We start from the raw sequence: 15313 nt of genomic DNA on the forward strand, positions 1-15313 counted from the left end.
ATGGAAATCAATACGATTATTGGCATCGTTGTCGCCATTATTATTATGCTAATTGGCTTAAAAATGATTTTAAAAAAGTCAAACCATGCCGAACCCTCATTAGACAGTGATTTGCATATTAATCCTGATAGTAATCAACCAGTTATACCTAGACATGTGCGGGATCAGCTTGAACAAGCTGAAGCTGAACGTGTATCGGCAACTAGTACAGAGCGAGTAGAGCCGACGTTAAATGAATCTGCATCGGTAGAAACTAGTACAACAAAACAAACAGAAACTTTGGCTGTAGAACCTGCTCAATCAATTTCAACTGAATCAACTCAACCCGCTGTTGAAAATTCTTCAGACCAAATTAAATCTGAAGAAACTGTAAAAAGTTCTACCATTAACACAGACAGTTCAGCTGAGTTAGTTGGTACGGTTTCTGTTAAATCAGAAATTGAAGCTTTATCAGAAGAAAACTTGAAATCTGAAAGTGAAAAAACTGAGCCTGAGTTGAGTTTAAACCCAAATATTGAAACTGCCGAAATTGCTGAATTTGAAGGCGAGAGTAATATTCTGGATGTACATTTGCATGAACAGCAACGCTATGATGATGAAAGTGCATTAGCGATGGCTGAACAGATTATTGCTTTAAATGTCTATCCGAACCCACGTCGCGCGTTGTCTGGCGATAAAGCACTTAAAGTATTGTTAAAATACGGTTTACGTTATGGCGAAATGTCGTGTTTCCATCGCTATGAAAATACGGATGAGCCGAGCGTACTGATGTTTTCAGTATTACGTATGACTGACAATGGACCAGCTGGGTTTGATCTTGAAACGTTGTCTAGTGAACAAGTTCAAGGGTTGGCATTTTTCCTTGCGCTTCCAAACAGTAAAGCCGTGACTGGTTTTGACATGATGGCGAGTATTGCAGGTTTAATTGCTCGTGAAATTGATGGCAAAGTTTATGATGAAAATAATCTTGAATTTACACCACAGTTAAAAGAGCACTGGCGTCATCATGTGATTGATTATCGTCCGGCACATGCGACTGCCTAGTTTTATTTTTTTACGTTCGTTGCGATAATTGCAACATATCTAGTCGCAGCTCAGGGTGGAGAAATTTCCACCCTTTTTTATGGTGAATAACATAATGGCAACAACTTCCGTGATCGAACAGATGCGTCAGCTTATTCAACTGATTGCAAAGCATAACCACGCCTATTATGTGATGGATCAGCCGACAATCTCGGACAGTGAATATGATCATTTATTTCACCAGTTAAAAGCTTTAGAAGAGCAATATCCTGATCAGGTTCAATCAGATTCTCCAACGACAAAGGTAGGCGGCCAAGCACTCTCTAAATTTCAAAGCGTGACTCATGTCGTTCCGATGCTTTCTTTGGGGAATGTTTTTAATCAGGAAGACTTATTTGCATTTGCTCGCCGTGTAGAAGAGCGTTTGCCTAACCAAAAAGTACAATATGAAGTAGAACTAAAACTTGATGGTCTTGCGATTTCGCTTTGGTATGAAAATGGTGTGTTAACACGTGGTGTTACACGTGGTGACGGAGAAACCGGAGAAGACATTACCCAAAACGTCAAAACGATTCGTAACTTGCCTAAAGTGTTGCATTCAGATCATTTTGAAATTCCACGTTTGCTTGAAGTCCGCGGTGAAGTTCTCATGCCAAAGTCGGGCTTTGAAAAACTTAATGCCGATCAGGAAGCAAAAGGCGATAAAACCTTTGCGAACCCACGTAATGCCGCAGCAGGTAGTTTAAGACAGCTCGACCCGAATATTGCTGCTAGTAGACCTTTAGCGTTTTATGCGTATGGTATTGCCCAGTGCGAACCAAATCATAACTTAACGACCATGCACGACAGCCTGCAATGGCTCACACAACTTGGATTTGAAATTGCTGAGCGTCAATATCTGTGTAATTCAATTCAAGAAGTACAGCAGCGTTATGAGCAAATTCAGAAAGAGCGTCCAGATCTACAAGTTGAAATTGATGGAATGGTCGTAAAGGTTGATGACTTAAAACAACAACAACAACTTGGTTTCTTAAGTCGTGAGCCACGTTGGGCAACTGCTTATAAATTTCCTGCACAAGCTGCATTAACTACAGTTGATCAGATTGATTGGCAAGTAGGGCGTACAGGTACTTTAACCCCTGTAGCGCGTTTAAACCCTGTATTTGTAGGGGGAGTAACGGTTTCCAACGTAACTTTACACAACATTGGTGAAATCCATCGTCTAGATGTGCGTGTTGGTGATACGGTTAGTGTTTATCGTACGGGCGATGTTATTCCTAAAGTAGAAAAAGTTTGGCCAGAATTCCGTTCACCTGATGCTGAAATTGTACATTTACCTGAAAGCTGTCCTGTTTGTGCTTCACCAGTTGTAATGCCTGAAGGAGAAGCTTTAGCACGTTGTTCTGGTGGACTTTACTGTGCTGCACAGCGAATTGAAGCTATTCGTCACTTCGTATCACGTAAAGCACTGGATATTGAAGGTTTGGGCGACCGCTGGGTAGAGTCTTTATTACATCTCGATTTGCTCAAAGATGTTGCTGATATTTACCATTTGCATGAGCACCGAGAAACTTTGCTCGGTATTGAAAAAATGGGTGAGAAATCGGTACAGAACCTCATTGATGCCATTGAAGCCAGTAAGAAGACAACGCTTGCTCGTTTTATTTATGCTCTGGGAATTCGTGGAGTTGGTGAAACAACAGCTAGAATGTTGGCCAATACTTTCCAAACTCTAGAAGCACTTAAAGCTGCCGATGTTGAAGCTTTAAAGAAAACCCCAGATGTCGGTGATATTACCGCAGAGTGGATTGCTGACTTTTTCTTGGCACCACATAACATTGAAGTGCTTGATCGCTTAATTGCAGCCGGGATTCATTGGGATGCGCCAACAGCTCCAACACGTCAACCGTTAAATGGTGAGAGCTGGGTGTTAACAGGCACATTAGAACAAATGACCCGTGATCAGGCGACTCAAATGCTACAAGCATTAGGTGCGCGTGTAAGCGGTAGTGTATCAAGCAAGACCAAATGCGTTGTTGCGGGCGAGAAGGCTGGTTCGAAATTAGAAAAAGCAGCAAAACTTGGTATTGCTGTTATGAATGAGACTGATTTCTTATCACTTATGGCTAGCTACGGACAGACTTTAAGCGAATAGGTCTACCGAAATAAGAACCATTGATTTTAGTTACAAATTTATAAATTGATGGTTTAAGTTATATTTTAACGCTTGTTTGAGCTTATAAATCAGACAAGCGTTTCTTTTTGCACAGGAAATTTAAATAACTTAAACTGCAAATGCGTATGTTTCTCATTTTAATTTGATAAAAATCATAAACTTAACTATTTTTTATTTTGCAATCATTTTTAAGATTGCCCATAATAGTCTTCATACGATAGGAGATTTATTATGCGTGGCAATCCAGAAGTCATAGACTATTTAAATATGCTCATTGGCGGAGAATTGGCTGCCCGTGATCAATATCTAATCCATTCTCGTATGTATGAGGATTGGGGCCTAAATAAAATTTATGAACGTATTGATCATGAGATGCAAGAAGAAGCTTCTCATGCTGATGCGATCATTCGCCGTGTATTGTTCTTAGGTGCTAAACCAAACATGCATCGTGAAGATATCAATGTTGGTACAGACGTTGTATCTTGTTTAAAAGCTGATTTGGCGCTTGAATATCATGTTCGCGAAAAGTTAGCGACAGGTATCAAACTTTGTGAAGAGAAGGGCGATTACATTAGCCGTGATATGTTGCGTCAACAATTATCAGATACTGAAGAAGACCATACATACTGGTTAGAAAAGCAATTACGTTTAATTGAGTTAATTGGCTTACAAAACTATATTCAATCTCAAATTTAATAAAAAAACCCAGCTAAGGCTGGGTTTTTTTATTGGCTCATTTTAATAAAATGAAGTCTTAACTTGGGTGTTAATTTTGTCAAATTGAACATATTCAAAGCCTTACTATATAAGGCTTTGGCAGTTACAAAAAAGTCAGAAAAATTGTATCGCACCCCCTGTTTTTTTTATGAAATTGGATATAATTTCGCCAATAAAACCCTTGCCTAGAAATTTAATGAGGCAAGGGTTTTTCTATGGAAAATCGGTTGGTATGGATCGCCAATGATTTTATGGTGAGTTCGCGAAATATGTTATTTACCAAACCTGCTGTTTTAGATACAGCTACTCTCTTAAGCACACAGCGTCTTGCAACACGACTAAGCTTTTTTAGCTTAGGTTTTGCGACTGCAGCTTGGGCACCTCTCATTCCTTTTGCACAGCAGCGCCTAAATCTAAATCATGCCGATTTTGGTTTACTTTTGCTTTGTATGGGTATTGGCTCAATGATTGCTATGCCTGCGACAGGTGCTTTAGTCAAGCGCTGGGGATGTCGTCCGCTAATTGCTTTAGCATTGATGCTGTTAATGGTTTTATTGCCTAGCCTTACGATGTGGAGCAGCATTGTGACCATGGCTGTAGCATTGTTTGTCTTTGGATCGGCAGCAGGATGTCTTGGAGTGGCTATCAATTTACAAGCAGTAGTTGTTGAAAAACATAGCTTGCGAGCGCTCATGTCTAGTTTCCATGGAATGTGTAGTCTTGGTGGCTTAACGGGCGCTATGCTTGTGACAGCACTATTAGCAGTAGGACTTTCACCCTTAATGAGTACTTTATCAGTCGTTATGATTTTGCTTGTTATTGGTGGTATTGCTATTCCTTCTTGTTTAACGTCTTTTGAACAGGATGAAAAGCCACATGAAGATACAACTCAAGCACCCCAAAAACGTTATCGTCCCGATGGCATTATTCTGCTTATTGGTATGATGTGTTTTATCGCCTTTTTATCAGAAGGTGCGGCGATGGATTGGGGTGGTATTTATTTAACGAGTAAATATCAACTTAATCCTGCTTTTGCTGGTCTCGCATATACTTTTTTTGCTCTTAGCATGACCATTGGTCGTTTTGCAGGTCATGTCTTGCTTAAGCAATGGGGCGAAAAAAATATTGTAACTTATAGTGCAATTGGGGCTGCGATTGGTATGGCTGTTATTGTGACAGCACCCGTGTGGCAAGTGGTTGTACTAGGTTATGCGCTATTAGGATTAGGCTGTTCTAATATTGTGCCAGTGATGTTTTCTCGCGTAGGTCGACAAAACAAGATGCCGAAAGCAGCAGCACTTTCTTTAGTATCTACGATTGCCTATACAGGTTCATTAAGTGGACCAGCTTTAATCGGTTTAATTGGTGAATGGACTGGTTTAAGTACGGTTTTAACAGGCGTAGCTGTATTGCTTTTTGTTATTGCTTTACTTAACCGTTTTACATTAATCAAGACAAATTAATTTATAAATAATATCTACCCTCTAGCGAACATCGAGAAATTAAATTTCTCGATGTTCTTTTTTTAGATTTATAAAACTTGATAGATAGATTGATAATTATCTTGTAATAATCGCTGAGGCTTCATCAGTAGAGTCGGTGTCTTTTCTAAATCATCCAAGAAGTTATTTCGCCAATTGGTAAGATCAGAAGATGTTAATCCCTCTATTAATTGCTCATAACGATTAATACGCTCAGTTTTAGACATTTCTAAAGCCATTTTCAAAGTATCCATCATTGCTGCTCTATCTTGCGGATCAACAATCAAGGCTTGAGACATCTGCTCAGCAGCTCCCGCATATTTAGATAAAATGAGTACCCCAGGATTTTCTGGGTCTTGGGCTGCAATATACTCTTTAGCGACTAGGTTCATACCATCGCGTAGTGAGCTGATCCAGCAAATATCTGAATGGCGGTAAATGTGCATAAGATTATGGTGTTGAACCGTGTCATAGCAGCAATCTACCGGTCTCCAGTCTTCATGTGCAAACTCTTCGTTAATTAACTCCAGCTTGTTTTTAAAACGTTGGTATAAGCGTTGATAAGCTGGAATATCGGTACGAGATGGTATTGCAACTTGAAGATGTCGAACTAAACCATGATATTCGGGACTGGTTTCCAAAAAGGTTGCAAATGCATTAAATCTTTCGAGTAAACCTTTTGAGTAATCAATACGATCAACACCAATAATCGTTTTTTGACGTGGGATTTCTTCAAAATTAAACACGGAAGAAGTCGCCAAATCTTGTTGTGCTTGCTTTTGTATAATCTCTGGCTGAACACCAATTGGGTACGACTTAATTAATATTTGACGTTTTTTATAGCTAATACTGTTGCTTTGAATTTTCTGAGCTTCGAGTAAATTTAGACAAGTTTGCATACATGCATTTTGATCGATCTGAGTTTGTAAGCCAATAACATCATATTGACTCAAGTCTTGAATTAATTCTCGAGCTACTGGAATTTTGTGCCAGATATTTAGGCTAGCAAAAGGAATATGTAAGAAGAAACCAATTTTATTTTGCATGCCTAATTCACGGCAGTAACGCGCCACACTAAAAAAGTGATAATCATGTATCCAAATAAGATCGTCAGGCTGTGCAAGCTGTTTTAATTTTTCAGCAAATAACCGATTGACCTTTTGATAGGTATTATATTCTTCTGCATCATATTCAATCAGGTCTTCTCGAGCATGCATTGCTGGCCAGAGAACCTTATTTGCAAATCCACAGTAATATTGCGCGTATTGTTGATGAGTAAGAGGACAGGTAATGTAATCAATTCCTTCAGAATAAGCCTGTTCAAATTCTGGTGCTTCGCCATCGGTGATTTGCTGACCATTCCAGCCTAACCAAATGCCATTACTATCATTCAAAGCATCTTGTACAGCCACGGCAAGGCCACCTGCTGAAGCTTTACCTGATGGCATACTTATTCTGTTCGATAACACAATTAATTTAGACATATTTGTTCTCCATTCTCATTTTGGCTATTTTTGACATATAAGCTTTTTATTCTGTTTTTAAATAAAAGAAGAAAATTCGCGACATTATCAATATCTTTTAATCTGTAGTTGGCTTGTGTTTCGCCGGACCCTACTTTAATCGTGAGACCAGCGTGCTGATTAATAAAAATAAAACCAGATTCATCTGTTAAATCATCTCCTATAAAAATCGGTACTACAGAAGGTAAATTAAGATGATTTAATATAGTTTGAATTGCTTTACCTTTGTCAGCTTGGTTTGGTATTAACTCAACAACAAATTTCCCATGATTTATTTTTAATTGTGGATAATCAGGATTGATCTGATGCATAATATTAATAGCATTATTTTCTAGGGTAGGGTTTTTTCGATAATGTAAAGCAATAGAATATCCTTTATCCTCAATTACTAATTCAGGATATTTCTCACAAGAATTTATAATATCTTGTTTTAATTTTTTAAAATTAATCGAACTTAAATCTGGTCGAATATAATGATCTGAGCCAAAATAAATATCTAAACCATGCAAACCAGCAACAGGGATCTCAATAGACGGTAGTAGTTTGCAAGCTGTGTCTACATCTCGACCTGTTACAGCAATAACGGGTATATTTAATTGAGTTATTTCTTTTATAATTGCTAATGTAGTGTTTGGAATAAAACTTTGCTCAGGATTAATTTGGAATGGTGCTAACGTCCCATCAATATCCAAAAATAAGCAATAATTTTTATCTAAAGATAAGGTATTTATAATATCATCTGGTGTAACAAAATATGTATTTTTTTCTCTCCCATCAGATATTGTACTTTGACTGTTCATATTAGCCTTCCCAATATATTTTGTTCAATAATTAATCTTCTAACATTAAAATGAATTGATGAGTCATTTCTTTTAATAAAAAAACATAAGTATTAACATTAATTACATTGCATAATGGATTTATAGGCGAAGTGTGGATTATGTTGTTTTTTGAGTGGCTTCAATGTTTAGATAATTAAAGTTTTGTATATTTACTATGAATAATGCAGGTCTTGTTTATCAATATATTTCAGAATATTAAATACTCATAAATCATTGATTTTAATTTTTGAAATTCAATTTTTATGTTGATTTTAAAAGATATTTTAAAACGATAATATTATATAATCCTGATAAAGTTGGCTTTGGACAGGCATATGAAGTTACAAAATAAAATTTTATTAATTACGGGTTGGGGAGTAGGCGTGGAACCTTTGCAATCTTTAAAATTGCATTTGGAAAAAAAGGGTTTTGAAACTCAACTCATTAATATTTTTAATGTTTTAGATCGTAACTTTCAAGCACAGCTTGATTTAGTGGCTGAAGTTGATGTGGTAATCGGTTGGTCTTTAGGTGGGCAGTTAGCGACTCAACTGGTTGATATTTTTTACCAGCAAACAGGGCAAACTAAAACTTTAATTACGCTCGCTTCAAACCCTTGTTTTGTGGCCAATGACAATTGGCAAACAGCAATGCCTACTGATGTATTTAGTCAATTTAAAGCGTCTTTTTTACAGAACTTGCAAGCTACTTTAAAGCGCTTTTATTATTTAATTACACTTGGCTCATCTCAAGCCAAACAAGATTGGCTAAACATGCAAAATATATCAAACCCGCCTCCTTATGACGTGTTATTACAAGGGTTAGAAATGTTAGAGCATTTAAACTTGGTAGATAACTTAAAAAATTACTCTGGTCCACAGCTTCATTTATTCGCAGAGCAAGATGGTGTCATTCCGTGCAAGATTGTTGAAAATTTTAAGGATATAGCGACAAAAAACATGAGTTATAAGCTGCTAAAAGATGCTACACATGCTTTTCCTTACCTACAGGTGGAAAGAACAATTGAAGAAATCTGCCAATTTTTAACAATTCATCAGCAAAGTTAATAAGCTTTGATTGATATCGCAATTTTCTTTAATTCTTAACAGGTTTAACATGTGTTCAATGAAAGATTTGAACGCTGTAAAAGGGTAAATAGGATGACCGATAATTTTGATTTAGAACATATTTGGCATCCTTATACTTCAATGACCCAACCTTTACCCACATTTAAAGTGAAACGTGCCTATGGGGCAACGATTGAACTAGATGATGGTAAAACTTTAATTGATGGTATGTCGTCTTGGTGGTGTGCAATTCACGGCTATAACCACCCTGAACTCAATCAGGCAGTGACAGATCAATTACAGAACATGTCACATATCATGTTTGGTGGGCTAACCCATGATCCTGCGATTGAACTTGGGAAAATTCTTTTAAAAATTACACCGCCAAGTCTCGATAAAATTTTTTATGCAGATTCAGGGTCGGTTGCCGTTGAAGTTGCTTTGAAAATGGCTGTGCAATTTTGGACAGCACAAGGTCAACCACAAAAAACAAATTTTATTACTACGCGTTCTGGTTATCACGGTGATACATGGAATGCGATGTCTGTCTGTGATCCAGTGACAGGCATGCATCAGATTTTTGGCACAAGCTTACCAAACCGTCTTTTTGTAGCAGCACCACAGACCAAATTTCATGAAGATTGGAATCCTCAAGATACTGCCGAGCTAGAACAGGTTATTCAGCAAAATCATGAAAACCTTGCTGCACTCATTATCGAACCAATTGTTCAAGGTGCAGGGGGCATGCGTTTTTATCATCCTGAATATTTACGTCAGGCTAAAGCGCTTTGCGAGAAATATCATCTGTTATTAATTTTTGATGAAATCGCGACTGGCTTTGGCCGTACGGGTAAGCTTTTTGCGTGGGAACATGCACAAGTTGAGCCCGACATTATGTGCCTAGGTAAAGGGTTAACAGGCGGCTATATGACGTTATCTGCGACCTTAACAACAAAGCATGTTGCAGAAACGATTAGTCGTGGTGAGGCTGGAGTATTTATGCACGGCCCAACCTTTATGGCCAATCCGCTTGCTTGCGCTGTTGCCTTGAGAAGTACGCAATTGTTAATTGAGCAAGATTGGCAAGCTAATATTAAGCGAATTGAGCAACAGCTTAGCCAATATTTAACGCCTTTAAGTCAGCTTGATTATGTTGCTGATGTACGAGTGCTGGGTGCAATTGGTGTCGTAGAACTTACCTTTAATGTCGATATGAAAACTTTACAGCAACAATTTGTAGACCGTGGAATCTGGATTCGTCCTTTTGGCAAACTGGTTTATGTGATGCCACCGTATGTAATCACTCAACAAGAGCTAAGCGATTTGCTTGAACAATTGGTTGACGTTGTTAAAACGTTGCAGGGAGCACATTAAGATGTCATTGCTTGATCATTTTGCTAACGAGTTAGATGAGTTAAAACAACAAGGTAATTTCAGACAATTTACCCAAAATGTGCAGCATGGCCGTTTTATTACAATTCAAAATAAAACAATGCTCAACTTAGCTTCAAATGATTATCTTGGACTGGCGGCTGATCTAAATCTTCGCCAAGAGTTTTTAGATAGCTTGCCGTTAGAGCGGAGCTATTTTAGTTCTTCATCGGCCCGGTTATTGACGGGTAATTTTGATGAATATGAACAGTTGGAAAATAGCCTAAGTAAAGCATTTGGTGGTCGGTCGGCTCTGCTATTTAATAGTGGCTATCACATGAATATTGGTATTTTGCCAGCTGTTGCTGATAGCAAAACTTTAATTTTGGCAGATAAGTTAGTCCATGCGAGTATGATTGACGGTATACGTTTATCTGGTGCGCAGTATGTGCGTTATCGACATAATGATTTAAAGCACTTAGAACAACTTCTGCAAAAGTATCATGATGATGACAAGATTGAACGAATCATTGTGGTCACAGAAAGTATTTTTAGTATGGATGGTGATGAAACGGATTTAGCTGCATTAGTCCAGCTTAAAAAACGTTTTGCTAAAACCATGCTATATGTCGATGAAGCACACTCAATTGGCGTTCGTGGTCAGCAAGGCTTAGGATGTGCTGAACAATATAATGTGATTCAGGAAATTGATTTTCTAGTTGGTACCTTCGGTAAAGCATTAGCAGCAGTTGGTGGTTACATTATTTGCGATCCAATTATTAAAGATTATCTTATTAATAAAATGCGTCCGCTTATTTTTACTACCTCTCAACCCCCTATTATTGTAGCTTGGGTAAACTTTATATTCCAAAAAGTATTGGTTGCTCAACCTCAGCGTGAACACTTAAAAAATATTAGCCAATATCTTCAACAAGCCGTTATACAAAAGGGTTATGTAAGCCCGTCGACTAGTCATATTGTTCCAGTTATTGTTGGAGAAAGTCAGGCTGCGATTGATAAGGCAAAACACGTTCAAGAAAGCGGCTTTTATGCCATGCCTGTACGCCCACCAACAGTACCTAAAAATAGTGCACGTTTACGTATTTCTTTAACGTCAATGGTGCAACAGCATGAGCTTGAGGAATTGGTGAGTTTTCTGTGAGTTTGAATAAAAACTTGGTTGCCCAGCGTTTTGCCAAAGCTGGGCAAAGCTATTCAGAGCATGCAATAGTTCAAAAACAAATTTGCCAAAATTTAACGGGCTTACTAAAGCAGTTTTGCCCAAGTACGATGTCACGTGTTTTTGAAATCGGTTGTGGTTCTGGTAATTTAACTCGTCTTATTACTGCATCTTTTCAGATTAAAGAGTTAATTTTGAATGATCTGTATGCAGATGTGCAGCAGCACTTCAATCATCAAGAAAATCTGAAATGGTTGATTGGGGACATTGAAACTTTAGAGTTTCCCCAGCAGCTCGATATGATTGTTTCAGGTTCTGCTTTGCAATGGATGCAGGATTTGCCGCTTTTGCTTAAGCGTTGTAATGAGGCTTTAGTTGATCAAGGCTGGTTATGCTTTTCAACATTCGGCTCTCAGAATTTAAGAGAAATTAAAGAGCTGACAGGCCAAGGTTTAAGTTATTGGTCAGTTGAAAATTGGAATAGTGCCTTAACTCATGCTGGTTTTGAGATTTTGCATTTGTCAGAGTCAGAAACTCAACTCTATTTTGATTCGCCTAAAGCCGTGTTGCAGCATTTAAAAGCAACAGGTGTAACGGCAACTGCTCAGCATCGTTGGACAAAGCAAACTTTACAACAGTTTTATCAAGATTATGATCGATTTAAGTACGCTGAGGGATATTCCCTAACATACCATCCGATTTATTGTATTGCCCGGAGAGTGAAGTAAATGAGTGGCCAGATCTATTTTGTGAGTGGGATTGATACCGACATTGGTAAAACCTACGCTACAGGCTTTTTAGCAAAATTATGGACTGAGCAGGGTAAAAAAGTGATTACCCAAAAACTCATTCAGACGGGTAATGCTGATATTTCTGAAGATATTGAAAAGCATCGTGAAATTATGGGACAGGGCTGGTTTCAAGAAGATCATGACAAGCTAACCATGCCTGAAATTTTTAGTTATCCTGCTTCGCCTCATCTTGCAACACGCCTAGATAACCGAGAAATTGATTTTCAAAAAATTGAAAATGCGACGCAAACATTGGCAGAGCGTTTTGAAATTGTATTGTTAGAAGGTGCGGGCGGCTTAATGGTGCCACTAACTACCAGTCTGCTTAGCATTGATTATATTGTTCAGCACCAGTTTCCAGTTATTTTAGTAACATCAGGTCGTTTAGGAAGTATTAACCATACTTTACTTAGTCTTGAAGCACTTAAGTCTCGTGGACTTAAATTAAAAGCTTTGGTTTATAACTTAAAAGATGAATCAAAAGATCCATTAATTTCTCAAGATACTTCAAATTATCTGAAAGACTATTTAGCAGTTCATTTTCCTGAAACTGAATGGATTGAGCTGGAAAAAATGAATTAAGTTAAAAAGCTATAAAAAAACCGCTCTGATTTGAGCGGTTTTTTATATCATTAAATCTTAGAATTTTTTTGAACCACGGTTAAAACCAGTCGATTTACGTTGGTTACCCGTGTTAGCAGGAGCTTCTTTTTCTTCATCACGACGTTGTTGGCGTAAGTAACCGCCACGACGAGCAGCCATTGGCTTTTCGGTCATACGGTCAGTACGACGTTTTGCCATACCAAATAAACCTGTACCTTGACGTGGTTTTAACTCAACAGATTTTGCTAGATTATCGATGTCAGTTTTATCGAGTTCCATCCAGCGGCCAGTACGTAATTCGCGTGGTAAAATAACTGTACCGTAGCGCGTACGCAATAAGCGGCTTACTTTAAGTTCTTGTGATTCAAAAATACGACGAACCTCACGATTACGACCTTCTTTCACCACAACTTGATACCAGCGGTTAATACCTTCACCGCCAATTTCTGAGAAGGATTCAAATTTAGCAGGGCCATCTTCAAGTTCTACGCCATTAACCATGTTTTGACGTATTTTAGGTGTTACTTCACCCATAACTCGAACAGCATATTCACGTTCAACTTCATTTGATGGGTGCATTAAGCGGTTAGCAAGCTCACCATCATTTGTAAATAGTAATAAACCAGTACTGTTAATATCTAGACGACCTACCATTACCCAGCGGTCATTCGCGATTTGTGGCAAATGATCAAATACAGTCGGGCGTTTTTCAGGATCATTACGTGAACAGATTTCGCCTTCTGGCTTATAGTAAATCAATACACGGCGACGAATTTCGTCTTCAATTTGAAACTGAACTTTACGGCCATCAATGCGTAATTCATCGCCTGGTTCAATGCGCTCACCCACTTGGGCAACACGACCGTTTACACTCACGCGTCCTGCGGCAATAACCTCTTCCATATATCGGCGGGAACCTAATCCGATTCGCGCTAATACTTTTTGCAATTTTTCACTCATGACAGCACAACCTTAGACATAATGATCAACAGTCCACCTCTTTATGATTTCGGTGCATTTGCATCGAGAGCCATAAAGGCTTCCTTGGCGTTCTGTAGGGGAGGCAATTGGCCTAGCGATGCTAGACCAAAAGCATTCAGAAACTGAGGCGTTGTAATTAGCAACGCGGGTCTTCCGGGTAAATCTCTAAAACCGGCTTCTTTAATCCAGTTCCAGTCAAATAGTGTTCTAAGAATCTGACTATTATTAGACACACCACGAATTTGTTCAATATCAGCGCGGGTAACCGGTTGATGATAAGCAATGACAGCCAGGGTTTCTAGTAATGAAGGCGACAGTTTTGTTGGTCGCTCTGGCCAAATTTGAGCAATAATACTACGATATTTAGATCTTACCTGAAAGCGAAACCCTTGCGCTGTTTCAATCAACTCAATAGATCGGCCGTGTTGTAATAGCGCGAGCTGTTGTAAAAGTTGACGAAGCTGTTGTTTATTATATTGATTATTGAATGCTTCTTTTAAACGGGCAATTGAAACGGGCGCTTCACTGGCAAAAATAATAGCTTCAAGTTGTAATAAGACTTCGTGGTGAATGTCAGCTAATGACAAATCCGTATTATTTTGTTCAAAGCTCATATTGAAGATCCTTGAATTGCTAACGGAGCTTCAATACCTGAGGCAATAATTTTAATTCGCTGTTGTCGGGTTAACTCTAAAACAGCCATAAATGTAACAACCATTCCCATGCGACCTTGCAGAGGATTGAGCAATTCTTTAAAACTTAACACGTCACCAGACTCTAATTTCTCTTCAATATATGCAATGCGTTCTTCTAGTAAGACAGGCTCTTGAGCCACAACATGCGTAATAGGTTCTGGTCGGTTAAACACACAGAATAATGCGTCATGTAATGCTGAAATATCATAGCCTTCATAAACAGGAGCAATATAACCTAAGCTCACATTTGCACTGAATGTATCACGCTCAAGAATTGGCATTTGACCCAAACGTTCAGCTGCTTGCTTGATACGTAGATAGGTTTCCAGTCGATCAATGAGTTCCTGCTTAGGATCTTTTTCAATACTGATGATTGTTGGCTTTGGTAAAAGCAGGCGAGACTTTAAATCTGCCAATAAAGCTGCCATCACCATATAATCAGCGGTTAGCTCAATATTTAAGGATTTCATACTATCCATATAAGTTAAATATTGAGTTGCGATAGGCGCAATATCGACGTGAATTAAATCAAAACCGTTTTTTTGAATCAGATAAATTAAAAAATCTAGTGGACCTTCAAACTGTTCGAGCAAAATCTCAAATGCAGCAGGAGGAATATAGAGATCTTCAGGAATCTTGTCATGCCACTCATCTAAAACACGGATGTGTGGAGCGTCTTCCATGGATTGATGAAGTGATTGATTCATTACGATTATAAGCCACGCGAATTTTCAAAAGCATGAGACTTGTTATTCAAGTCAAAGAGAGCTGTAAACAGAAGAACAGCAGATAGTGAAAATCATTCTAAATGAATTGTGCCTTTTAATAAATTACTTAACGACTAAAGTGTAAAAAAAATCCAAAATAAATAAAGAGTATTTTTT

At 38.2% G+C, this 15313-nt stretch carries 14 protein-coding genes; 9 read left to right on the forward strand and 5 right to left on the reverse strand.

Annotated features, from left to right (window positions below):
• The 4 genes from I7H67_RS08505 to I7H67_RS08520 all read left to right on the forward strand — a co-directional run bounded on the left by I7H67_RS08505 (position 1) and on the right by I7H67_RS08520 (position 5379).
• The gene (locus tag I7H67_RS08505; RefSeq protein ID WP_198307581.1) at positions 1–1044 is read left to right on the forward strand and encodes a cell division protein ZipA C-terminal FtsZ-binding domain-containing protein; all 1044 of its coding nucleotides are present in this window, start codon (positions 1–3) and stop codon (positions 1042–1044) included.
• A gap of 94 nt (positions 1045–1138) precedes the next feature.
• On the forward strand, positions 1139–3178 hold the full coding sequence (ligA, locus tag I7H67_RS08510) for an NAD-dependent DNA ligase LigA (protein WP_198307582.1): 2040 nt from the start codon (positions 1139–1141) through the stop codon (positions 3176–3178).
• Positions 3179–3430: 252 nt separating this feature from the next.
• Complete coding sequence (ftn, locus tag I7H67_RS08515; RefSeq protein WP_001214863.1) at positions 3431–3895, forward strand: heteropolymeric bacterioferritin subunit Ftn; 465 nt, start codon at positions 3431–3433, stop codon at positions 3893–3895.
• Positions 3896–4185: 290 nt separating this feature from the next.
• Positions 4186–5379, forward strand: a complete 1194-nt coding sequence (locus I7H67_RS08520; RefSeq protein WP_198307615.1) for an MFS transporter — start codon at positions 4186–4188, stop codon at positions 5377–5379.
• Between the two features lie 68 nt (positions 5380–5447).
• Here the strand turns inward: I7H67_RS08520 and I7H67_RS08525 are convergent, their stop codons facing one another.
• Together I7H67_RS08525 and otsB are read right to left on the reverse strand one after the other, a co-directional pair.
• Complete coding sequence (locus tag I7H67_RS08525; RefSeq protein ID WP_198307583.1) at positions 5448–6881, reverse strand: alpha,alpha-trehalose-phosphate synthase (UDP-forming); 1434 nt, start codon at positions 6879–6881, stop codon at positions 5448–5450.
• Positions 6869–7720, reverse strand: a complete 852-nt coding sequence (gene otsB / locus I7H67_RS08530) for a trehalose-phosphatase (RefSeq protein ID WP_198307584.1) — start codon at positions 7718–7720, stop codon at positions 6869–6871. Before otsB ends, I7H67_RS08525 begins: the two co-directional genes overlap by 13 nt.
• Before the next feature lie 356 nt (positions 7721–8076).
• On the opposite strand from otsB, the gene I7H67_RS08535 reads away from it, so the two are divergent.
• The 5 genes from I7H67_RS08535 (at position 8077) to bioD (ending at position 12732) form a co-directional block, all read left to right on the forward strand.
• Positions 8077–8808, forward strand: a complete 732-nt coding sequence (locus I7H67_RS08535; RefSeq protein ID WP_198307585.1) for a hydrolase — start codon at positions 8077–8079, stop codon at positions 8806–8808.
• A 93-nt stretch (positions 8809–8901) separates the two neighbouring features.
• Positions 8902–10182, forward strand: a complete 1281-nt coding sequence (bioA, locus tag I7H67_RS08540; RefSeq protein WP_198307586.1) for an adenosylmethionine--8-amino-7-oxononanoate transaminase — start codon at positions 8902–8904, stop codon at positions 10180–10182.
• Position 10183: 1 nt separating this feature from the next.
• Positions 10184–11341 (forward strand): 8-amino-7-oxononanoate synthase, encoded by a 1158-nt coding sequence (locus I7H67_RS08545; protein WP_198307587.1) that lies wholly within the window; start codon positions 10184–10186, stop codon positions 11339–11341.
• Complete coding sequence (gene bioC, locus I7H67_RS08550) at positions 11338–12087, forward strand: malonyl-ACP O-methyltransferase BioC (RefSeq protein WP_198307588.1); 750 nt, start codon at positions 11338–11340, stop codon at positions 12085–12087. The genes I7H67_RS08545 and bioC overlap by 4 nt, the downstream gene beginning before the upstream one ends.
• Positions 12088–12732 carry a dethiobiotin synthase gene (bioD, locus tag I7H67_RS08555; RefSeq protein ID WP_198307589.1) on the forward strand — a complete coding sequence of 215 codons (645 nt, stop codon included), beginning with the start codon at positions 12088–12090 and terminating at the stop codon, positions 12730–12732.
• 57 nt (positions 12733–12789) lie between these two features.
• Here bioD and rluB read toward each other — a convergent pair whose 3' ends face one another.
• Genes rluB through I7H67_RS08570 form a run of 3 tightly spaced genes read right to left on the reverse strand, consistent with a single transcriptional unit; the run spans position 12790 to position 15136 of the window.
• Entirely contained in the window at positions 12790–13713 is a 924-nt protein-coding gene (gene rluB / locus I7H67_RS08560) for a 23S rRNA pseudouridine(2605) synthase RluB (protein WP_004794225.1), read from the reverse strand.
• Positions 13714–13754: 41 nt separating this feature from the next.
• Positions 13755–14348, reverse strand: a complete 594-nt coding sequence (gene scpB, locus I7H67_RS08565; protein ID WP_004794223.1) for an SMC-Scp complex subunit ScpB — start codon at positions 14346–14348, stop codon at positions 13755–13757.
• Positions 14345–15136, reverse strand: coding sequence for a segregation and condensation protein A (locus I7H67_RS08570; protein ID WP_198307590.1), 792 nt, complete (start codon positions 15134–15136; stop codon positions 14345–14347). The genes scpB and I7H67_RS08570 overlap by 4 nt, the downstream gene beginning before the upstream one ends.
• Positions 15137–15313: the final 177 nt, after the last annotated feature.

This window comes from Acinetobacter sp. ACIN00229 (genome assembly GCF_016106645.1).
Classification (GTDB): domain Bacteria; phylum Pseudomonadota; class Gammaproteobacteria; order Pseudomonadales; family Moraxellaceae; genus Acinetobacter; species Acinetobacter oleivorans.